The 20,049-nt window shown below is 38.8% G+C and carries 21 protein-coding genes (1 of these 21 running past the window's edge); 15 read left to right on the top strand and 6 right to left on the bottom strand.

Annotated elements, in window-relative coordinates; genetic code table 11:
- The 5 genes in view from thiL to tsaD are tightly spaced (at most 1 nt apart) and all read left to right on the top strand, a layout consistent with a single transcriptional unit that may run on beyond the window.
- Positions 1-488 carry the 3' portion of a thiamine-phosphate kinase gene (thiL, locus tag MUO15_RS11310; RefSeq protein ID WP_245029382.1) on the top strand. The gene continues 484 nt to the left of window position 1, outside the view, so 488 of the gene's 972 nt are visible here — the last part of the coding sequence; its start codon lies beyond the left edge, outside the window; its stop codon occupies positions 486-488.
- Position 489: 1 nt separating this feature from the next.
- Positions 490-945 carry a tRNA (adenosine(37)-N6)-threonylcarbamoyltransferase complex ATPase subunit type 1 TsaE gene (tsaE, locus tag MUO15_RS11305; protein WP_245029380.1) on the top strand — a complete coding sequence of 152 codons (456 nt, stop codon included), beginning with the start codon at positions 490-492 and terminating at the stop codon, positions 943-945.
- On the top strand, positions 942-1,628 hold the full coding sequence (tsaB, locus tag MUO15_RS11300) for a tRNA (adenosine(37)-N6)-threonylcarbamoyltransferase complex dimerization subunit type 1 TsaB (protein ID WP_245029378.1): 687 nt from the start codon (positions 942-944) through the stop codon (positions 1,626-1,628). The genes tsaE and tsaB overlap by 4 nt, the downstream gene beginning before the upstream one ends.
- Position 1,629: 1 nt before the next feature.
- Positions 1,630-2,076: a ribosomal protein S18-alanine N-acetyltransferase gene (gene rimI, locus MUO15_RS11295; RefSeq protein ID WP_245029376.1), complete on the top strand. Its 447-nt coding sequence runs from the start codon at positions 1,630-1,632 to the stop codon at positions 2,074-2,076.
- A complete protein-coding gene (gene tsaD, locus MUO15_RS11290; RefSeq protein ID WP_245029374.1) occupies positions 2,073-3,104 on the top strand; it encodes a tRNA (adenosine(37)-N6)-threonylcarbamoyltransferase complex transferase subunit TsaD in 1,032 nt (343 codons plus the stop codon). Before rimI ends, tsaD begins: the two co-directional genes overlap by 4 nt.
- A gap of 334 nt (positions 3,105-3,438) precedes the next feature.
- Here the strand turns inward: tsaD and MUO15_RS11285 are convergent, their stop codons facing one another.
- On the bottom strand, positions 3,439-5,373 hold the full coding sequence (locus MUO15_RS11285) for an ABC-F family ATP-binding cassette domain-containing protein (protein ID WP_245029372.1): 1,935 nt from the start codon (positions 5,371-5,373) through the stop codon (positions 3,439-3,441).
- 147 nt (positions 5,374-5,520) lie between these two features.
- Between MUO15_RS11285 and moaC the strand changes: the two genes are divergently transcribed.
- Both moaC and MUO15_RS11275 read left to right on the top strand, forming a co-directional pair.
- Positions 5,521-6,003 (top strand): cyclic pyranopterin monophosphate synthase MoaC, encoded by a 483-nt coding sequence (moaC, locus tag MUO15_RS11280; RefSeq protein WP_245029370.1) that lies wholly within the window; start codon positions 5,521-5,523, stop codon positions 6,001-6,003.
- 12 nt (positions 6,004-6,015) lie between these two features.
- Positions 6,016-6,660 (top strand): redox-sensing transcriptional repressor Rex, encoded by a 645-nt coding sequence (locus MUO15_RS11275; RefSeq protein WP_245029368.1) that lies wholly within the window; start codon positions 6,016-6,018, stop codon positions 6,658-6,660.
- A gap of 35 nt (positions 6,661-6,695) precedes the next feature.
- Here MUO15_RS11275 and MUO15_RS11270 read toward each other — a convergent pair whose 3' ends face one another.
- Positions 6,696-6,881: a hypothetical protein gene (locus MUO15_RS11270; protein WP_245029366.1), complete on the bottom strand. Its 186-nt coding sequence runs from the start codon at positions 6,879-6,881 to the stop codon at positions 6,696-6,698.
- A gap of 168 nt (positions 6,882-7,049) precedes the next feature.
- On the opposite strand from MUO15_RS11270, the gene MUO15_RS11265 reads away from it, so the two are divergent.
- Positions 7,050-8,462 carry an MDR family MFS transporter gene (locus tag MUO15_RS11265; RefSeq protein ID WP_245029364.1) on the top strand — a complete coding sequence of 471 codons (1,413 nt, stop codon included), beginning with the start codon at positions 7,050-7,052 and terminating at the stop codon, positions 8,460-8,462.
- 290 nt (positions 8,463-8,752) lie between these two features.
- On the opposite strand, the gene MUO15_RS11260 is transcribed toward MUO15_RS11265, so the two are convergent.
- Both MUO15_RS11260 and MUO15_RS11255 read right to left on the bottom strand, forming a co-directional pair.
- A complete protein-coding gene (locus MUO15_RS11260; protein WP_245029362.1) occupies positions 8,753-8,956 on the bottom strand; it encodes a DUF4305 domain-containing protein in 204 nt (67 codons plus the stop codon).
- A gap of 1 nt (position 8,957) precedes the next feature.
- Positions 8,958-9,668, bottom strand: a complete 711-nt coding sequence (locus MUO15_RS11255) for a CPBP family intramembrane glutamic endopeptidase (RefSeq protein ID WP_245029360.1) — start codon at positions 9,666-9,668, stop codon at positions 8,958-8,960.
- 257 nt (positions 9,669-9,925) lie between these two features.
- Here MUO15_RS11255 and groES point away from each other — a divergent pair, with 257 nt between their 5' ends.
- The 5 genes from groES to MUO15_RS11230 all read left to right on the top strand — a co-directional run bounded on the left by groES (position 9,926) and on the right by MUO15_RS11230 (position 14,166).
- Entirely contained in the window at positions 9,926-10,210 is a 285-nt protein-coding gene (groES, locus tag MUO15_RS11250; protein ID WP_245029358.1) for a co-chaperone GroES, read from the top strand.
- A gap of 65 nt (positions 10,211-10,275) precedes the next feature.
- Positions 10,276-11,913 (top strand): chaperonin GroEL, encoded by a 1,638-nt coding sequence (groL, locus tag MUO15_RS11245; protein ID WP_245029356.1) that lies wholly within the window; start codon positions 10,276-10,278, stop codon positions 11,911-11,913.
- Positions 11,914-12,290: 377 nt separating this feature from the next.
- On the top strand, positions 12,291-13,295 hold the full coding sequence (locus MUO15_RS11240) for a hypothetical protein (protein WP_245029354.1): 1,005 nt from the start codon (positions 12,291-12,293) through the stop codon (positions 13,293-13,295).
- A gap of 20 nt (positions 13,296-13,315) precedes the next feature.
- Positions 13,316-13,708 (top strand): hypothetical protein, encoded by a 393-nt coding sequence (locus tag MUO15_RS11235; protein ID WP_245029352.1) that lies wholly within the window; start codon positions 13,316-13,318, stop codon positions 13,706-13,708.
- A 38-nt stretch (positions 13,709-13,746) separates the two neighbouring features.
- A complete protein-coding gene (locus MUO15_RS11230) occupies positions 13,747-14,166 on the top strand; it encodes a hypothetical protein (protein WP_245029350.1) in 420 nt (139 codons plus the stop codon).
- Between the two features lie 40 nt (positions 14,167-14,206).
- Here MUO15_RS11230 and MUO15_RS11225 read toward each other — a convergent pair whose 3' ends face one another.
- On the bottom strand, positions 14,207-15,391 hold the full coding sequence (locus MUO15_RS11225; protein WP_245029348.1) for a site-specific integrase: 1,185 nt from the start codon (positions 15,389-15,391) through the stop codon (positions 14,207-14,209).
- Between the two features lie 27 nt (positions 15,392-15,418).
- Positions 15,419-15,910 (bottom strand): ImmA/IrrE family metallo-endopeptidase, encoded by a 492-nt coding sequence (locus MUO15_RS11220; RefSeq protein WP_245029346.1) that lies wholly within the window; start codon positions 15,908-15,910, stop codon positions 15,419-15,421.
- A 233-nt stretch (positions 15,911-16,143) separates the two neighbouring features.
- On the opposite strand from MUO15_RS11220, the gene MUO15_RS11215 reads away from it, so the two are divergent.
- Both MUO15_RS11215 and MUO15_RS11210 read left to right on the top strand, forming a co-directional pair.
- A complete protein-coding gene (locus tag MUO15_RS11215; protein WP_245029344.1) occupies positions 16,144-18,183 on the top strand; it encodes an ATP-dependent nuclease in 2,040 nt (679 codons plus the stop codon).
- A gap of 8 nt (positions 18,184-18,191) precedes the next feature.
- Complete coding sequence (locus tag MUO15_RS11210; protein WP_245029342.1) at positions 18,192-20,039, top strand: UvrD-helicase domain-containing protein; 1,848 nt, start codon at positions 18,192-18,194, stop codon at positions 20,037-20,039.
- Positions 20,040-20,049: the final 10 nt, after the last annotated feature.

Below are 20,049 nucleotides of genomic sequence, written 5' to 3'. Positions count from 1 at the left end.
ATTCGAGAGCTGGTTTCGAATGTATTGTTACTAACGTAGATGACGAATATCTTATAAACAGACATCGATTGCCAACTCCAAGGGTCATTTTTGCAAAGTATTTGAATTCAATTGGCAGAGTGGCTTTGAATGATGTTAGTGATGGAATTGCTAGTGAGTCAAATGAAATTGCTGAAGCATCAGGTGTGGATATACAGATTGTGTTCAGTGATATCCCTTATTATAGGTCCGCAGCAGACCTTTTTCCAGAGCAATATGAGGACTGGATGTTATCTGGTGGAGAAGACTTTGAGTTACTAGGGACTGTTTCCGAAAGTGAGTGGTTCACAGTTCAAAAGGCTGCTGAACGTGCAGGTATCACTGTAACGAAAATAGGGTATGTAACTGAGTCTAAGGAGAAAGATGGTCGTGTTTATTTGTCTAAAAATGGACAGACTTCACTGCTGAAAAAGTCGGGTTACACACATTTGCAAGAAGGTCGTGATTAAGGTGAAGAGTTATGAATGGAAAACAGAGTCTGAAAAGGAGACGCTCTTTTTTTCTGGAAAGCTGGCAGAGTACTTAAAACCAGGGGACGTGCTGACTTTAGAGGGAGACCTCGGTTCCGGAAAAACTACCTTTACTAAGGGGCTTGCAAAAGGGCTTGGGGTTACGCGTACGGTTAATAGCCCCACATTTACAATCATTAAGGAGTACATGGGAAGAATTCCTTTATATCATCTGGATGTATATCGGTTAGAGGATAGTGATGAGGATTTAGGGTTTGAAGAGTTTTTTGACGGCGATGGAGTGACCGTTGTTGAATGGTCTCAGTTCATTAGTGAGTATTTGCCAGAGGAGAGGCTGGAAATTACCATCGAATACTGTAGTGAAACAGAACGAAGGTTGAAGCTGCAAGCCCATTCGCCACATTTTCAAAAGATTTGTGAGGAGATAGTCAGATGAATGTATTAGCGATAGATACATCTAATTATGTGATGGGTGTAGCGATAGTAAAAGACGGTACAGTTACGGGAGAGCTTGTAACGAATGTAAAGAAAAACCATTCGATACGATTAATGCCTGCGATTGAGCAGTTGATGAATGAAACGGCTACAAAACCTGAAGATCTTGATCGGATCGCGGTTGCTCACGGTCCGGGGTCCTACACAGGTGTGCGAATTGGGATAACGACAGCTAAAACGATGGCGTGGTCACTCCAAATCCCTGTCGTCGGGGTATCTAGTCTTGAGGCTGTGGCCAGACAGGGTGAGTTGTTTAGCGGTTACGTATGTCCTTTTTTTGATGCAAGGAGAGGGCTTGTGTACACGGGATTGTATGATTCAAATATGAAGTTAGTAAGAGATGAGACAAATATATTAATGGAAAACTGGCTGGACGAGTTAAAGGGGATAGATGAGCCGGTTTTATTTTTAAGTCAAGACATATTGGTCTTTGAAGAGCTAGTAAAAGACAAGCTTGGAGAGATGGCAGTTGTCCCAAGTGCAGCTTATCACTATGCGCGGCCATCTTTAATTGCCTTAGTTGGTGCAACAAAAGAGCCAGCACACATTCATGACCTTGTTCCTAATTATCTAAGGATACCTGAAGCTGAGGCAAAGTGGCTTGAGCAACAGGGAAAGAAATAAAATGGTAAAGATACGAAAGATGCTGCCGGATGATATTGAGGAAGTGATGGCGGTGGAACATGCAACATTTGCTGTTCCTTGGACGGCGGAAACTTTTCTAAATGAGGTTAATGGTGAGAATCCATATGCACACTATTTAGTCATTGAAAAAAATGGCGCGATTTTTGGTTATTGTGGACTGTGGTTAATTATTGACGAAGCACATGTAACAAATATCGCGATTCATCCTGAGTATAGAGGTCAGGGATATGGGGAGAAGCTTTTTCGTCAGTCATTTAAAGAAGCAATTGAGATGGGTGCCATCCAGTTGAGCTTGGAAGTTCGTGTGTCGAATACGGCAGCCCAGCACATGTACCGAAAGTTTGGGCTGGTTCCTGGAGGTATACGCAAAAATTATTATACAGATAATGGTGAGGATGCATTAGTGATGTGGGTGGGATTAAAATGAGTCAAGATCAATACGTACTGGCGATTGAAACGAGTTGTGATGAAACGGCTGTAGCGATTGTGAAAAATGAGTGCGAGTTAGTGGCGAATGTCGTTGCATCGCAAATTGAAAGTCATAAACGGTTTGGTGGCGTTGTACCTGAGATTGCTTCAAGGCACCATATTGAACAGATTACATTGACGCTTGAAGAGGCATTCACGGAATCAAATATTGAATTAGACCGGATCGATACAATTGCTGTAACGGAAGGGCCAGGTTTAGTTGGGGCATTACTCGTTGGGGTGAATGCGGCCAAAGCTTTAGCCTTTGCCAAGCAGAAACCGCTTGTCGGTGTACATCATATCGCCGGACACATTTATGCGAATCGGTTGGAAAAAGAGTTTGAGTTCCCGTTGCTTTCGTTGGTGGTCTCAGGGGGACATACAGAACTCATTTTAATGAAAGAGCATGGAACCTTTGAAGTGATTGGTGAAACGAGGGATGATGCTGCTGGGGAAGCGTATGATAAAGTAGCCCGAACGTTAAAGCTTCCTTATCCTGGCGGTCCTCATATCGATAAATTGGCTGCGGAAGGAGAGGCGAATATAGACTTCCCCCGTGCCTGGCTTGAGGATGGATCCTATGACTTCAGTTTTAGTGGGTTGAAATCAGCAGTTATCAACAAGCTGCACAATGCAAAGCAAAAAAATGAAACATTAAAGCCTGAAGATGTGGCGGCTAGTTTTCAAGAGAGCGTTGTTGACGTGTTATCCACAAAAGCATATCGTGCAGCGAAGGAATACGGAGTGAAACAAATCATTGTAGCTGGGGGTGTAGCTGCGAATCAGGGCTTAAGATCTGCTCTTCACCAAAAGTTTGCTGAGGAGGATATCGAGCTGCTGATCCCACCTCTCCACTTATGTACAGATAATGCTGCAATGATTGCTGCAGCAGGTGCTGTGGCTTTTAATCAAGGTCATCGAGCAGGATATAATTTAAATGCAAATCCAGCTTTGAGCTTGGAAAGGTATGGTCAGCGTAAGCAATAAATAGATACGATGAACTTTCCTTTAATTATTCAGAGGAAAGTTTATTTTTTTGGTAGTTATACACAAATGTATATTTATACAGTGGATAAGTATGGACAGAGGGGAGTACACTTCAAATGAAATCGGTAACAAAAATGTGGATAACTTGGTGATTTATTGTGGACTATGTGTATAAACCTGTTGAGAACTGACATATCAATAGAATCTAACTGAATAACATGTGGATACTTTAATAAGGCTGATGCGCCATTATGCAATTGATAATGGAAATGAAAACCACCTCAGGTCATCCATAAATTGGATGACCTGAGGTGGAAGTTAATGGGTTATGGCGCTATTCATGGAGATCTTCCCATTCTTCCATGAGGGTTTCGATTTGTTGTTGATAGGTTTGGTTGCTTTCGGTCAGCTCAAGTGATTTTTCATGGTCTTGATAGATTTCAGGGTCGCAGAGTAATGCTTCGATTTCTTCAACCTTGCTTTCTATATTCTCGATCTCTTGTTCGATTTCCGTGATTCGCCGCTGACGTTTTCGTTCTTCCCGCTTATCCGCTTTATCTTGTTCAAAGCTATTCTTCATCTGAGGTTCTTCGACATTACCTCGTTGTCCAACAGCCTCTGCTTCCTCAAGCTGCTGAAGCTCTACTTCCTCTTGTTTCTTTTGAACATAGTAATCATAGTCCCCGAGGAATGTGCGCGTTTCTTCTGGATGCATTTCTACGACTTGAGTAGCAATTTTGTTAATAAAATAACGGTCATGGGAAACGAACAGGATTGTTCCTGGATAGTCAATGAGTGCAGATTCAAGTACTTCCTTACTGTCAAGATCCAAATGGTTCGTCGGTTCATCCAGGATAAGAAAATTGGCTTCCAGCATCATCAATTTAGCTAGGGATAGCCGCGCCTTTTCCCCGCCGCTGAGGGCAGAAACGGGCTTCAGCACATCCTCTCCTGAGAAAAGGAAATTACCGAGGATCGTCCTTATATCTTTCTCGTTCTTCAGTGGATACTCATCCCAAAGTTCATACAACACTGTCTTTTTCGAATGCAGCTTCGTTTGTTCTTGATCGTAGTAGCCGACCTGAACGTTCGTTCCTAGCATGATCGTTCCACCAGTCGCCTGTAACTCACCAATGATTGTTTTTAGCAATGTTGTTTTCCCCACACCATTTGGACCGACTAAGGCAACGGAATCACTACGTTGTAGATGCACGGATAAATGATTAAATAATACTGGGGAGCCAGGGTCATATTGAAATTCAAGATTGCTCAGTTTCAGTACATCATTCCCGCTCTTTTTCTCAACCTGGAAACTGAATTTAGCGGATTGCTGGTCTGTTTTGGGTTTGTCGAGCTTGTCCATTTTCTCGAGTTGTTTCCTTCGGCTTTGTGCACGTTTACTAGTTGTCGCACGGACAATATTTTTCTGGACAAATTCTTCCATTCGTTTAATTTCAGATTGTTGTTTTTCAAAATGTTTTAATTCAAGTTCGTAGTCGGCTTCTTTCTTTTTTAAATAATCACTGTAGTTGCCGTGAAATTTCTTCGAACCCTGGTGAGCAATTTCATAAACAGTGTTGACGATTTCATCTAAGAAGTAGCGGTCGTGAGAAACGATGACAACGGCCCCTTCATAGCCTTGCAGATAGCCTTCTAACCAGGAAAGTGTCTCTATATCCAGGTGGTTGGTCGGCTCATCAAGAATGAGAATATCAGGCTTAGTCAAAAGCAGTTTACCGAGGGCTAGGCGCGTTTTTTGACCACCACTTAATGAAGTAATTGGTGTACTCCAATCGAAGTCGTGGAAGTTCAGGCCGTTGAGCACAGCTTTAATCTCCGCTTCATATTGATAGCCGCCAGATCGCTTGAAATAATCCTGTTTTTCATCATAACTTGATAGCAGTTTCTGATAAGTATCCTGGTCTTCCATAAGCGCCGGATCAGCCATGTTCGTCTCCATCTTCCGCAATTCACTCTCTAAGCGCTTTAGATAAGCAAACACACCTTCCATCTCAATCCAGATTGATTGTTCGGAATCTAGTCCGGTATTCTGTGCTAAATATTCCATAGTGACATCCTTGGGTTTAAAAATATCACCAGAATCATGGCTCATTTCCCCAGCCATCATTTTAAGAAGGGTACTTTTGCCCGCTCCATTTCGCCCAACGATGGCGATTCGATCGTGCATTTGTACTTCTAGTTTAATATTCGATAAAATTAACTCAGCCCCAAAACGCTTTGTTAATTGATTCAATTGCATGAGAATCATGTCGTTTCACCTCAATGCCATAAGTGTATCTTATATAGGTTAACAGTAGCAAGGCGAGAGTCCCCTGCTTGTAACGACTTCCAGTTGATTTTTTGATAGAATAGGAGTACTGTTTGATTAACTGATTTGAGCAAAAGGAGCCTATACATGTCTGAGTTTACTCATTTTAATGACCAAGGGCGCGCGAAGATGGTCGATATATCTGAAAAAGGTGATACCGTACGTACGGCTGTTGCTAAAACAAGTGTTGAAGTGAATAAGTCGATTTATCATAAGATCACGAATCAAACGATGGCTAAGGGGGATGTGTTAGCTGTCGCACAAGTAGCCGGGATTATGGCAGCTAAAAAAACGTCTGATTGGATTCCTATGTGTCACCCGCTCTCGTTAAAAGGGATCGACGTGAACTTTGATTGGCAGGTAGAAGATACGTATCAACTGCTGATCGAAGTTCAGGTGAAAACAAAGGGGAGCACGGGGGTAGAAATGGAAGCGTTAACCGCTGCTTCTGCAACGGCGCTAACCGTGTATGATATGTGTAAAGCTGTAGACAAGGGGATGGTCATCGGTCCGACCTATCTCGATGAGAAAACAGGTGGGAAGAGTGGAGACTATCGCAGAGAAGATTGAGGAGGTGGAGAAATGGATTCAGAACATACGAAGATTCCACAGGCAACGGCCAAGCGATTACCGCTATACTATCGTTTTTTAAATAACTTACATGGCCAAGGGAAGCTTCGGGTATCGTCAAAAGAATTAAGTGAAGCTGTGAAAGTGGATTCAGCTACGATCCGCCGCGATTTTTCCTATTTCGGAGCCCTTGGGAAAAAGGGCTATGGCTATAATGTGGAATATTTACTTTCCTTTTTTAGAAAGACCCTGGACCAGGACGAAACAACTAAGGTTGCATTGATCGGTGTTGGAAATCTTGGAACAGCCTTTCTAAACTATAACTTCACGAAAAATAATAATACAAAAATAGAAGTGGCGTTTGATGCCAATCACGATAGAATAGGGGAAGAGGTAGGAGGTGTGCCAGTTCAGCACATCGATGATTTAGAGAAGCATATGGACGGAATTGGTGTAGCGATTTTAACCGTTCCTGCTACAGCTGCACAAGGAATTGCAGATAGACTGGTAGAAGCAGGGATATCTGGTGTACTAAACTTCACACCTGCCCGCATCACTGTGCCTTCCAATGTCCGTGTTCACCACATTGATCTAGCCATTGAGTTACAAGCACTTGTCTATTTTTTAAAGCATTATCCTTTAAATGAAGAAGACTAAAAGAGACCGTTTGGTTGCGGTCTCTTTTTGCTTTATTACTTATTTATTAGAGCCTTAACTCCGAGATAAAGTAGTGCTAAAGCAAAAACAATGATCGCTATTCCACCTATTATAGAAAAAAAGCTAGCGACCTCTGCGGTGATAACAGCTGAGGTTGGAATATTAGCTAAGGCAAAACCAGCCAGAATACAAGCTAAATAAAGTGTAGCTAAGTGATACATAATCGCCCCTCCTTCATTGATACTGTATGAAGATATTTATTTTAAGTGATTGCTTAGCTAAAGATGAGAAGCATTACCCACTTTGCCTTCCATTTTATTGGTTAAGCGGAGTGGTGGAGGGGTATAGTGATAAATAGTTCGGATGTCGAAATAGTAGGGAGGGGTATGATGAGGAAGTTGCCGCACAAGTGGTTAGTCGTAGTTTCTGTCCTGTTTGGAACCTTTACTGTTATTTTAAATAACAGTATGCTTAACCCTACGTTGCCAAGATTTATTGATATTTTCAATTCTAATGCCGTGTCTGTAGGCTGGATCTTGACAATTTTTATGGTTTCCATGGGAATGACCATGCCGCTAACCGGTTATTTTGGAGACCGCTTCGGTAAAAAGAAAGTGTACATGGTAGGGTTATGTATCTTTATCATAGGCTCTTTATGTGGAGTATTCTCACAAACGCTTGGAATGATTATTTTTTCTCGAGCGATTCAAGGAATGGCTGGCGGTTTAATGATGCCTATCGCTATGGCACTCATCTTCAATTCCTTTCCACGTAATGAACGAGGACTGGCTGTAGGGGTGTACGGGGTCGCAGCGATGGTCGCACCAGCCATTGGACCGACAGTCGGAGGATTGATCATCCAGTTTTTAGACTGGCCCTGGTTGTTTGCTTTTAATATTCCATTTGGTTTAATTGGGCTTATTTTATCTTCTAAGTTTCTTGAACGTACGGAAACGAATCCAACGAAGCGGTTTGATTATATCGGCTTTCTGATCATTACACTCGGAATAGGGTCTATTTTATATGCACTTGGCAGGGGACGCAGTGTTGACACATTAGTGGACCCATTGAATATTGTTCTTGTAACAGGTGGACTGTCAGCGCTTATTCTATTTGTGTTCTATGAAAACAGGCAGGATGATCCTTTGCTTAATCTGTCTGTCTTTAAAGTACCAACGTATACAGTGTCGATTTTAGTCACTTCGTCTGCTTCGATTGGATTGTTTTCAGGGATTTTTTTACTGCCTTTACTTATCCAAAATGTGTACGAGTTATCCGCGGTAATGACAGGATTGTTGTTTCTTCCAGCGGCGGTGGCAAGTGGAATATTTATGTCGATCGGAGGACGCTTGCTTGATAAAAAAGGGCCCAAATATGTCGTGCCACCTGGGCTTGCCATCATGGCAGCGGCAACCCTTGGTCTCGGCATGCTGCAGTTATCTACACCATACTGGTTGATCCTGGCTCTTAATACGATTCGCGGCTTAGGCATGGGAATGGGCAATATGCCTGCCACGACTTCAGGGATGAATGCAATTCCTGAATCGCTCGTTGCTCAAGGGTCAGCTATGAATAACATTATTAGACAAATTTCATCTTCGCTCGGCATTGTGTTTTTTTCGATTTATTATGAAGTGAGGCGGGCACAAATTGCAACGGCCCCCGATATAGATATGCAAGCAGCTACATTACAAACATTGAATGAAGCGTTCCTAGTCTCGGCAGGGGTGTTGATCCTAGCGATCCCGTTTTCATTTATCCTAAAAGGAGTTCAGGAGGATAAGCAGTCTGAACGTGTCTAAACGATGAAGCAAGACAAAAAGTAACGCTGTGAGCATAATGTAGAGCCCACGGCGTTACTTTTGTCTATTTTATCTTCACTTTTTTTGTCGAAGCATCCCGTATAAATACATATCATAGGCTCGTCCGTCTCATAAAATAAATTCCGTTGAGCTCCTTCATAGGTAAAGCCAAGGTTTTCATCAAACCGTATCGCCGGTTGGTTGTATTCATAAAACAGTTCTGAAAAGGTTGATCATCTAAGCTGAATTCGGTCACCTTCAAGCACAGGGTTCATGGAGCTCCTGGTAAGTTATTTTTTGTTGTTAGCTTTTTTTATTTTAATATAAGCAATAATTAGGCGGACGGTTACAGCGAAGTTAAAAGTGGCAATGAGTACAGGAAGCAAAGTCCTTATATTCCATACGGTTTCTTCCGCAGAGTGGACAGCAATTAAAGTAAATGCTGCCCCCATTGCGAAATAAAGAAAGGCCATAAATAAAGGAGAAATCCTCATACTACAGAAGGCCTCCAATGAAAATGGTTTGCAATTGTTCCTGCATGCGGCGAATTTCCTCTTCTGAAACGAAAAACTGTGTGATTACGACGAATGAATTCATTGCCATATGGGCAATGATCGGCGTAATAATGCTTTTTGTCTTCACATAAAGAAAGGCGAAGACAACGCCCATTGCGAAATAGACGAGTATATGTTCAAAGTCGAAGTGAAACGCACCGAATATGAGTGCCGACAGAAGGACAGCAACAAAGAAATTGGATTTCTTGTAAATCGAACCAAAAATGATTTTACGGAAAATGATTTCCTCGGTGATTGGTGCAAATACGACAGGTAATAAGATAAATAATGGGGATTGTCTTGCAATTTCCATTAAGTTCATCGTATTCTCAGAGCCAGCTGGTACACCGAATATCTCTGTTTCAATCAGAGCGGCTATCCCTTGAGCAAATAAGGCGAGAAATACACCTAAAATAGACCAAAGAATGATCTTTCCTGCACCCGATCTATCTTCCCGCATTGTGGCTTGTTTCATATCTTTTCTTAGCAATCTCAGAATGATAATCGTAGCGATCGTAAAGCTGATAACTGACCATGCAGCAATGGCATCCGACTGATTTAAACCAAGAACTAACATAAGTGGCAATCCAACGAATGTGGACAGCTGTGCAGCCACATACGTAAGAATAATATACCAATATCGTTTAGGCATCTAGACACGACTCCTTTTTTCTAAAAAAAGTAACATTACATACCTTATGTATTTTATCACAGTTTAAAAACCACAAGTAAGGATAAGGATTGAGGGCCTTCGAAAATTGCAGAAAAAATATGTGAAAAATCTAATCTTTCTACTTGAAAAACGGTAATGAATTGATTATGATAAGAATTGTGTTAGCACTCGACACTTTAGAGTGCTAATAACCGACACAAATCGAGAAATGAACCTTATTAAGGAGGGTGTCCTAATTGTTAAAGCCACTAGGTGATCGTATTGTAATTGAATTAGTAGAAGAAGAACAAACTACTGCAAGCGGAATCGTACTTCCCGACTCTGCGAAAGAAAAGCCTCAAGAAGGTAAAATCGTAGCAGTTGGAACAGGACGAGTAACTGAAAACGGTGAAAAGATTGCACTTGAAGTTTCACAAGGTGATCACGTCATCTATTCTAAGTTTGCAGGTACTGAAGTAAAATATGAAGGCAATGAATACTTAATCATTCGCGAAAGTGATATTTTAGCAGTCGTTCAGTAATATCTACAATGGGTTATAACCATAGAGGATATCGATACGAAATTTGATGAGGAGGGCATTTTATTATGGCTAAAGAGATTAAATTTAGTGAAGACGCGCGCCGCGCAATGCTTCGCGGTGTAGATACATTGGCAGATGCCGTTAAAGTAACATTAGGACCAAAAGGACGTAACGTCGTTCTTGATAAAAAATTTGGTTCTCCACTGATTACAAATGATGGGGTAACCATTGCAAAAGAAATCGAATTAGAAGATCACTTTGAAAATATGGGTGCACAGCTTGTATCTGAAGTTGCTTCTAAAACAAATGACGTAGCAGGTGACGGTACAACAACTGCAACTGTCCTTGCACAAGCTATGATCCGTGAAGGATTGAAAAACGTAACGTCTGGTGCGAACCCTGTTGGTATTCGCCGCGGGATCGAACAAGCGGTGGAAGTTGCAACAGAAGAGCTCCGTAAAATTACTAAGCCGATCGAAGGCCGTGAGTCTATCGCACAGGTAGCTTCCATTTCTTCTTCAGATAATGAAGTAGGTCAGCTAATTGCTGAAGCAATGGAACGTGTAGGAAACGACGGCGTTATCACAATCGAAGAATCTAAAGGATTTAATACAGAGCTAGAAGTAGTAGAAGGGATGCAATTTGATCGCGGATACGCTTCTCCATATATGGTTACAGACCAAGATAAAATGGAAGCTGTTCTTGAAGATCCCTACATTCTAATTACAGACAAGAAGATTAATAACATTCAGGAAGTCCTTCCTGTCCTCGAGCAGGTTGTTCAACAATCCAAGCCGCTTCTACTGATCTCTGAAGACGTAGAAGGTGAAGCACTTGCAACACTTGTTGTTAACAAACTTCGCGGCACATTTAACGCAGTAGCTGTTAAAGCACCAGGCTTTGGCGATCGTCGTAAAGCTATGCTTGAAGACATTGCCACACTAACTGGCGGTCAAGTGATCACTGAAGATCTTGGATTAGATCTGAAAAACACAACGATCGACCAGCTTGGACGTGCATCTAAAGCCGTAATTACAAAAGAAAACACAACAATTGTTGAAGGGAACGGAAACCCAGAGCAAATCGCTTCCCGCGTTGCTCAAGTTCGTGCCCAGGCTGAAGAATCTACCTCAGAATTCGATAAAGAGAAACTACAAGAACGTCTTGCTAAACTTGCTGGCGGAGTAGCTGTCATCAAAGTTGGTGCAGCCACAGAAACAGAATTGAAAGAGCGTAAACTACGCATTGAAGATGCATTGAACTCTACTCGCGCCGCAGTAGAAGAAGGCATCGTTGCAGGTGGCGGTACAGCTCTTATAAACATCATCAAATCTGTTGAAGGACTAGGTCTAGTTGATGACGAAGGAACAGGTGCAAGCATCGTTTTACGTGCACTAGAAGAGCCAGTTCGCCAAATCGTTCACAATGCAGGGCTTGAAGGCTCCATTATTGTTGAACGTCTGAAAGGTGAAGCGGTAGGCACAGGCTTTAACGCAGCTACTGGTGAATGGGTAGACATGATCGATAGCGGAATTGTTGACCCAACAAAAGTAACTCGTTCTGCCTTGCAAAACGCAGCATCTGTTGCGGCTATGTTCTTGACTACTGAAGCAGTCGTTGCTGATCTTCCTGAGGAAGACAACGGCGGTGGCGGCGGTATGCCTGACATGGGCGGAATGGGTGGAATGGGCGGCATGATGTAAGCTGTCCTCAAACCCTTTGCTACACAAGGATTTGAAACCCCATAAATGAATATTGACTGGATTTTGACTGGATTTTTAGAAATTACATGTCTAAATCCTAGGGCCTCTCATTAGTTTTATGAACTTTTGAGAGGCTTTTTTAATGTTATGTAATAATATAGAGATTTTCGGCTAAGGTACTAAAATAAATTGGGATTGACAAGGGGAAAACCATACAGATAACCTTTTTCAATTATTTACAAAAAATTACTTTAGTATTAAGATAAGGATTAACATACATATAAAGGGAGAGGATTGTTATTAAAGTAGCAGATATAATTACATTCCCAGACATTTCAAAATTGCCCAAAAGTGACCTTAAAGACATATGTACTTCTTTGAATTTATCTAACCAAGGAGTTGCTTTTGATCTTGCTCGCTCCATATGGGAAACCATTAAAAGTTTAAATAGCGAGCAGAGAGATGAAAAATTATCTCATTATTATAATAAGTTACTAGCAGGAAGAACTTCAGTGTCATGGTTTGAATGTGAAGGTTTAGGTAACTTAAAAGAACAAATTATTCAAAAAGAGCATGTCAACCCTTTTCAAGATAAGATACCTTATACAGAACGCGACTTAACTACAACTCCAGTATTGCGTAGCGGAGCTGAATTGGATGAAAGCACATATTATCTTCGTTTTTTATATAAAGATGGAACAAGAAGGATCATGGGTGAAGATATTGAGGTTTTACCTACAACAAATACGGCTACAGTATACGTAAACGAGGAAACGGAAATGATTGAAGTTAGGGCCAAACCTGACGAAGCGTTAAAGATAGCTGAGGTTGTGGCAGGCTATGTAAGACAACAAATCACTTTGAACAAATATAATTTCTTAGCTCCCTTTGGTTCTAATGTAGACGCTATCGCTGATGCTTTAGATCAAGGTAGATTATATGAATCTAAGGCATTTCCAGAAACGTGGATTGAAACCTTTAGCGATCAAGAAAACGAAGCAATTGTAAATATATTAAGTGCAATTGATCAATACTATGAAAATGAGCAAATTGATTTGTTACAAGAGAAGTTGGATGAAGCAAGTGTTGTGTTAGGGGAAGAATTATTGACTTCGCCATTTATTGCGATTATACTTGCTGGAATGGGCAACGTTGGCTTAAAAGTAGATGAAAGTGATTTAAGAAGTACAGTATTTTATAGATTATTAAGTCCTTATCTTCAAACTTCAGGAGGATATATTAAGTTCAATGTAGAAATAGACAATATGAATAAAGAATTCTCTATCCAAGTTGGAGTAGATTCAAAATCTGTGTACTTCCGTTCAAATAAAACAACAGAAGAAGTTATTAAGGAGATTCGTGACAAGGTTATTCAAGTTTAAACCTTTAAGGTGGTGTTAGTGTGACTGTAATTAATTATATGGATAAAGAAACAATCGACGAGATAATAAATAACCTCGCTTTTTCACGTGTGGAAAGATTCTATCCAACTTTAATTAGTAAGTCTACTGACATACCCCTGAATGTAGTTTTTGACTACCTATTGACTTTAACAGAGGATGGTCGTTTGGAATTGCTCTGGGAAATAAGATGTCCTGACTATGATTGTAATCACATTATGTATAGAACAAAAGATGTAGAGAGCTATATGGGAAAGCATCTAGAATGTGAAGATTGTGAAGAAGAAGTGTTAGTAAGAGGCGATCGAGTATTTCCAGTTTTCAAACTAAATAGTAATTATAAGGAACATATACGAAATAAAAAAAAAGGCCGGAATCTATTAAAAGCCCTATAAAAAATGGTCAAAATGCTGTTTCGATAGATAGTATTAACATGTTCGAAGAGACTCAAGCAAAATTAAATCGAATGTTTGATGGTAATATCATTATTAAAGTAAATGGGGATTTAATTATGAATGATAATAGTAGAACATTTAAAGATATCAAGGATTCCAATATTAGTGGAGTTAATTTAGGGGATGACTCAGAAGTTAACTCAAAAGAAATTAATCAAAAAATAGAAAAGAACGAAGGTATTTCTCAAGAAGTTCTAATGGAATTAAAAGATGAAATATTAAAGAGCACTTCAAGTGAAAGAGAAACTGAAGAAAATTTACATCATTATGAGAATTTCAAAAAAGCTCTTCAAGATCATGATAAGGAAAAAGCAAAAAAGTATTGGACCTGGATTAAAGAATCTATTGGTAATGTAGCTTCAATTATGACTATCGGGACGACCTTGGGATTTGTATAAATTACTAAAAAGCACCTCTTATAGGTGCTTTTTTTGATTTTTATAAAATATCTTCCTCTAATGCTCCTTTCATAAGTTCACTGAACTTTTCTGATGCCTTTTGTTCCATATTCTTAGTAATGTGAGCATAGATGTTCATCGTAGTATTGATATCTCCATGACCTAATCTTTGCTGAATTTCTTTGGATCCTACGCCAGCCTCAATTAGAAGAGAGGTATGGGTGTGCCTAAAGGAATGTGGTGTAACATTCTTCTCGATCCCACTAAGCTTTAAAAGACGTCTCATCCGGTTTTCAACCGTTTTTATAAAATCAGGATAACCCGGATTATTTATCTCTTTTGCAAATACAAATCCAAAATCATTGTAGAGATCTCCAAGAGCCATTTTAATTTCTTTCTGGTAAGTTAAATGCTTCTTAAACTCATTCATCACTTGCTTGTCCATTTTTAACGTCCGTATAGATCCTTTTGTTTTAGGAGTGAGCAGCTGATAATCCTTCGTATTATTATTAGGATTGTAATAGGTTTTTGTAATGCGGATAGTGTCATTATTGAAGTTCACATCTGTCCATTTAAGTGCCAGCATTTCTCCTACACGCAAGCCACTATAAGCAAGGGTGAGAAACATAATAAAATCCCTATCTAATCCCTTTCCCTTAGCTGTTTTTAAAAAAGTTATCAGCTCATTCTTCTCTAAAAATTTTATTACCTCATCATTCTGCTCAATTTCCTCGACTGTTTGAATTTTCTTTGGGATTTTTGCGAACTCACTTGGATTTGTTTTAATAAGGTTAAATTCTAACGCCTTCTTAAATAACATTCGGCCAGTAGTATGGATTCCATCCAAGGTATTATGGGCGTATCCTTTTTCGTGTAGGTCATCAAGAAATGCTTGATAGTGTTTCCTTGTAATATTAGTTAATTTCATTTTCGAAAAATATGTTCTAAAATGCTTCAATTCTTTAGTACGCCCACGGTGCGAGCTAACCTTAGAATTCTTCGCATAGAAATTAAGCCATTCATCGGCGAATTCATTAAGAGTAATTTTGTTTTCTTCAACAAAGGATCCTTCTCTTAACTCCCTTTCTAATTCCTCTGCTTCTACTCTTGCATCTGTTTTTCTTGTGAAGCCACCTTTAGACTTTGTTCTTCTTGTTCCGGTGACTGGATCTAACCATTCTACTTGATATGACCACTTGTTACCTCTTTTTCTTATATATGCCATAGAATTACCTCCTATCTAAACTATAAATTATAAAATGGTTTTTCCTGGTACAATAGGACGTCTCTTAATTTTCTCCAGTCGTTCCTGGCATACGTCTAAAGGAATATTGAAATCTTGAGACCATACATTAATGATTTCAGGATCACTCAAGGTATACTCTTTAATCATGTGATAGGGTAGCGAGGCGTAAAGAGTGAAGTGCCTTGCATCTCTTTCTTGAAGCTCATAAAAATCTTTAGGCATTATTAACTGCCGTCCAGCATGTCTCAAAGCGTGGCAAAGCTCATGGAAGAATTGCTCTCTTTGGTTTACCTGGGGAAGGCGACTATCTAAAACAATTTCTTGAAACTTCCCTAATTTCATATAACTAGCTTGAGTGGGTCTACAGTTAACAAAGATCTTGTTCTCAAATCCAATGTTATGAACACTTAAATCAGTCGGTTCTTTAAAATTGTGACTTTTATACCACTGAGTTATAAGGTCTTCTAGAATTGTGGTTGTGTAGCAAGGAAATCTCAAACTAATCACCATCCTTATGAGTATTATACGAACACTTGTTCTGTTTTTCAATGTATAATAACAAATTTTGGATTTAGTGTGGAGGGCTATATAGGAAGATACATACGATTGGGGATGAGAGGACGAGTGAATAGTCCCCTCCCTCCTACTCGATTCTCCGCAAAAATTGTCTAAATATGGAGGGATTCAAGGGTTGAGTGTAGAAGATTCACATATAAAGATTTTAAAAGAAAATGGAGGGTGTAACCATTTACATATCAAAGCTACTTATAAAAAACTTTAGATCTTTTGGTTCCATAAAGGAAAATCAAGGCAGGAAAGAGTCCCCTATTGAGATTAACCTTAACAATTTAACATTATTTATAGGTGCTAATAGTACGGGAAAAACTGCAACTAATAATGCTTTACTGAAACTATTCAGTCCTTATAGAAAGGAAAGACTTGTTGAGGAACATGACTTTCACCAACCATTAAATGAAGAAGAACAAAAAGACTACCTTTCAATTGAAGCAATTTTATCTTTTCCAGAACTGACCAACCAAGAGACTTCTGATGCTATTCCACCTCACTTTAATCAGATGAGCATCAACGAAGTAGGGGATAACCCTTATGTAAGAGTGCGTTTAGAAGCTACGTTATCTGATAAACATTCTATAGAACCAATAATCGAGCAACAACTACAATATATTCTCTCACCTCTAAATACTGAATATGATGATGAGAAAAGAAAGCCTGTTTCTCAAAGTGAGAGGTCTCAAATACAAATGTTCTATATACCGGCGTCTAGAAAACCATCTACACAATTAAAAAATTCATCTGGAACGATTTTCGGGAGAATATTAAACGGAATTAACTGGCCAGAAGGTCTAGATGATGACATTGAAAAAGAAATGGAAACAGTTGATGAATTATTTGATGACGTCAAAGGTGTAAAATCATTAAGAAGTATAATAAACAAACAATGGAGCAAGTATCATAATGATTCAAGATACAGCTCTACAAGCGTATCTTTTAACCATTCGAACCTTGATTCGATCTTAAAAAAAGTAGAAGTTAATTTCGATCCAAGTGAAACAAAGAATTCTACTAAAGTTGATCAACTAGGTGATGGGTTACAGTCCCTATTTTATTTATCATTAGTAAATTCTCTTTTAGAGATCGAAAAGTTGGCTATAAATGAGAAGCAGAAAGATTCTGAAGAGCCGATATTTAAAATTGATCCCCCTTGTCTTACATTGGTTGCACTTGAAGAGCCTGAAAACCATGTATCTCCTCATTTACTAGGTAGGATATTGAGTGGTTTTTTAGAGTTATCAAATCAAAGCAATGCTCAAGTTACTGTCTCGACTCACTCACCTTCAATGATTAAAAGAATTGACCCAAAGGTAATAAGGCATTTTAGGCTCGATGAAGCTAATGGTGCTTCAGTAGTTCGACAAATAGAATTACCAAGTAAAAGTAAAGAGAGTGAATACAAATATGTAAAAGGTGCAGTAAAAGCCTATCCTGAACTTTACTTCTCTAACCTTGTAATATTATGCGAAGGTGACAGTGAAGAAATAATTATCCCAAGATTACTTGAATTAATTAATGCAAGGTCAGACTTTTCTGGCATTTCGATAGTGCCGTTAGGGGGTAAACATGTAAATCATTTTTGGAAATTATTATATGAATTAAAAATCCCTTATGTCACGTTAATAGATTTAGATAGAGAAAGAGACGGCGGAGGATGGGGTAGAATTAAATATTTGTTAGATCAACTAATTGAAACAGGTATAAGTAAAGATGATTTGCTTGAGCTTGAGAATGGTGAAATTTTATCTAATAAGGCTTACGAAGATATGAGGAATTGGCCACTAGATACAAAAAACTTGGAGTCATGGATAGATTTCTTGGAAGGCTATGGAGTGTACTTTTCAGCTCCACTAGATGTCGACTTTGTTATGTTAGAAGGGTTTATAGATGAATATAAAATAACCATTCCTCGAAATGGTGGCCCCCGTGGCCTTGATGGGGGCAAACAGTCTACTAAGTATAAAGAGAAATTGAATAAGAGTATAAGAAATACTCTTAAGCAAAATGGTGGAGATGGTGATACTTTTACTGTAGAACAACTTGATCTAATGATTTGGTACGACTACTTCTTTCTTGGTAGAGGTAAACCTAGCACACATATTGAAGCTCTCGAAAATGTTAATGAGGAAAAGTTAAATGATAACTTACCAGAATCATTTTCACGTTTTTTAAATGATATAGAGAAACGGTTAAGGTGAAATAAAATATGGTTTATATTAATAAAGAAGAATGGCAGCCTAAACAAGGGATTGTATTAGAAGAGCAGGCATATGAAATAGTTAAGTGTGAAGAAAATAGTAGAGTATTAGCTGGTCCAGGAGCTGGAAAAACAGAATTACTTGGTCAAAGAGCTTCTTATCTACTTGAAACAAACACATGTCGAAACCCAAAAAAGATCCTGGCCATCAGTTTTAAAAAGGACTCTGCTACCAATCTTCAAGAAAGAGTAAAACAACGGTGTGGTATAGAATTAGCATCTAGATTCGAATCAAAGACTTTTGAATCATTTGCAAAGAACCTTGTTGATAGGTTTGGAAATGGGTTACCTAATTATTTAAAGCCATCAGCAGATTATATTATCAAATTCATTAATCCAAGAGATGTTAGGGAGCTTTTTGATTGTATGGGGAACCCAGAGAATTATCCTTGGGAACGTATCTCATATAGAGACTTTGCTATGAACCATGCATCAGAGTCTCTTCCGCTTTTAAAGCAAGATGTGAATTCGCTAGAAAGCTATTACAAATATCGAATATGGTCTTACTTGATAAAAGAGCAAACCAAATCAGAATTAACTTTCCCTATGATTTCACGACTTGCTGAATATCTTATGAGATCAAACCCAAAACTAGTATTTGCTTTACAAGAAACATATAGCCATGTTTTTTTAGATGAATTCCAAGATACTACTTCACTTCAATACGATTTATTCAAAACTTGCTTCAAGGGATCTAATGTAAAAGTTACAGCGGTAGGCGATATTAAACAAAGAATAATGGGATGGGCTGGAGCAATGCCAGAGGCATTCTCATATTTCGGAAAAGATTTCCATTCGGAAAATTATGAATTAATATTGAATCATCGATCAACTAAAAAATTAATTGATATCCAATCGTCTATTGTTGAAGATATTCTTGGTGTGAATCCAGAAACGGAATACCCCACATATAAGGCTGAAACTAAAAATAGTGATTGCAAAGTCTTTATTTATGAAAATGAAATAGATGAAGCTGAGAGCGTTGCAAATCTTATTGATTACAAATTAGAAAGTGAAAATTTGCAACCCAGAGACATTTGCATATTAGTGAGAATGTTACCAGACAGGTACAGTGAGACTGTTATAAGCGAATTAAATAGTAAGAACATACACTCTAGGATTGAAAATAAATGGCAAGACTTGCTAGCTGAAAATTGTATGCCTTTGATATTAAATTGTCTGAGATTAGCTATTCATGAAAGAGATCCAGATTCTTGGTCAGATTTATTGAGTTTTTTAAAATATGTTAATGGGGCATATGATAGCGAAGAATACAAGTTAGAAATTTCTGCACATCAATTCCTACAAAAATTGAAGGAGAGCATACTTAGTGAGATACAGACCAGAGATTTAATTTGGGAAATTATAAATTTCGTTGGAATTGACCATTTAAAAGACAATTTTCCAGAATATTTTCAAGGTGACTATTTAGAGAGAGTAATTAACGAAACATCTAGTTTTTTAGATCTTTCCTTAAATCGTCAAGGTGGGAAATGGAAGGAAGCTCTTGATGACTTTTTAGGTCTAAATTCTATACCTATAATGTCTATTCATAAAAGCAAAGGATTAGAGTTTGAATGTGTTATCTTCTTAGGTCTGGAAGACGATGCATTCAGAAATTATACAGAGAATAAAACTGAAGAAGACTATACTTTTTTTGTAGCATTATCCCGTGCAAAAAAAGATTTCTATATTACATTTAATTCAGGGCGTTTCGGAGGTCAGCAACGAATAAACATATCTCCAATTTATCAAATGATAGATAATGCCGGAGTAGATATAGTGAAAGGCACGTGAACCTCTGGAA

This window comes from Halobacillus amylolyticus (assembly GCF_022921115.1).
Classification (GTDB): Bacteria; Bacillota; Bacilli; order Bacillales; family Halobacillaceae; genus Halobacillus_A; species Halobacillus_A amylolyticus.
The sequence above is the reverse complement of the archived record's forward strand: the minus strand, read 5'-3'. Positions and strand labels throughout refer to the sequence as shown.

What these genes read in the sequence shown, in the direction of transcription:
- tsaB (WP_245029378.1), top strand. Translation starts at nt 942, where the DNA reads ATGAATGTATTAGCGATAGATACATCTAATTATGTGATGGGTGTAGCG.
- rimI (WP_245029376.1), top strand. Translation starts at nt 1,630, where the DNA reads ATGGTAAAGATACGAAAGATGCTGCCGGATGATATTGAGGAAGTGATG.
- tsaD (WP_245029374.1), top strand. Translation starts at nt 2,073, where the DNA reads ATGAGTCAAGATCAATACGTACTGGCGATTGAAACGAGTTGTGATGAA.
- MUO15_RS11285 (WP_245029372.1), bottom strand. Translation starts at nt 5,373, where the DNA reads ATGATTCTCATGCAATTGAATCAATTAACAAAGCGTTTTGGGGCTGAG.
- moaC (WP_245029370.1), top strand. Translation starts at nt 5,521, where the DNA reads ATGTCTGAGTTTACTCATTTTAATGACCAAGGGCGCGCGAAGATGGTC.
- MUO15_RS11275 (WP_245029368.1), top strand. Translation starts at nt 6,016, where the DNA reads ATGGATTCAGAACATACGAAGATTCCACAGGCAACGGCCAAGCGATTA.
- MUO15_RS11270 (WP_245029366.1), bottom strand. Translation starts at nt 6,881, where the DNA reads ATGTATCACTTAGCTACACTTTATTTAGCTTGTATTCTGGCTGGTTTT.
- MUO15_RS11265 (WP_245029364.1), top strand. Translation starts at nt 7,050, where the DNA reads ATGAGGAAGTTGCCGCACAAGTGGTTAGTCGTAGTTTCTGTCCTGTTT.
- MUO15_RS11260 (WP_245029362.1), bottom strand. Translation starts at nt 8,956, where the DNA reads ATGAGGATTTCTCCTTTATTTATGGCCTTTCTTTATTTCGCAATGGGG.
- MUO15_RS11255 (WP_245029360.1), bottom strand. Translation starts at nt 9,668, where the DNA reads ATGCCTAAACGATATTGGTATATTATTCTTACGTATGTGGCTGCACAG.
- groL (WP_245029356.1), top strand. Translation starts at nt 10,276, where the DNA reads ATGGCTAAAGAGATTAAATTTAGTGAAGACGCGCGCCGCGCAATGCTT.
- MUO15_RS11230 (WP_245029350.1), top strand. Translation starts at nt 13,747, where the DNA reads ATGTTCGAAGAGACTCAAGCAAAATTAAATCGAATGTTTGATGGTAAT.
- MUO15_RS11225 (WP_245029348.1), bottom strand. Translation starts at nt 15,391, where the DNA reads ATGGCATATATAAGAAAAAGAGGTAACAAGTGGTCATATCAAGTAGAA.
- MUO15_RS11215 (WP_245029344.1), top strand. Translation starts at nt 16,144, where the DNA reads ATGGAGGGTGTAACCATTTACATATCAAAGCTACTTATAAAAAACTTT.
- MUO15_RS11210 (WP_245029342.1), top strand. Translation starts at nt 18,192, where the DNA reads ATGGTTTATATTAATAAAGAAGAATGGCAGCCTAAACAAGGGATTGTA.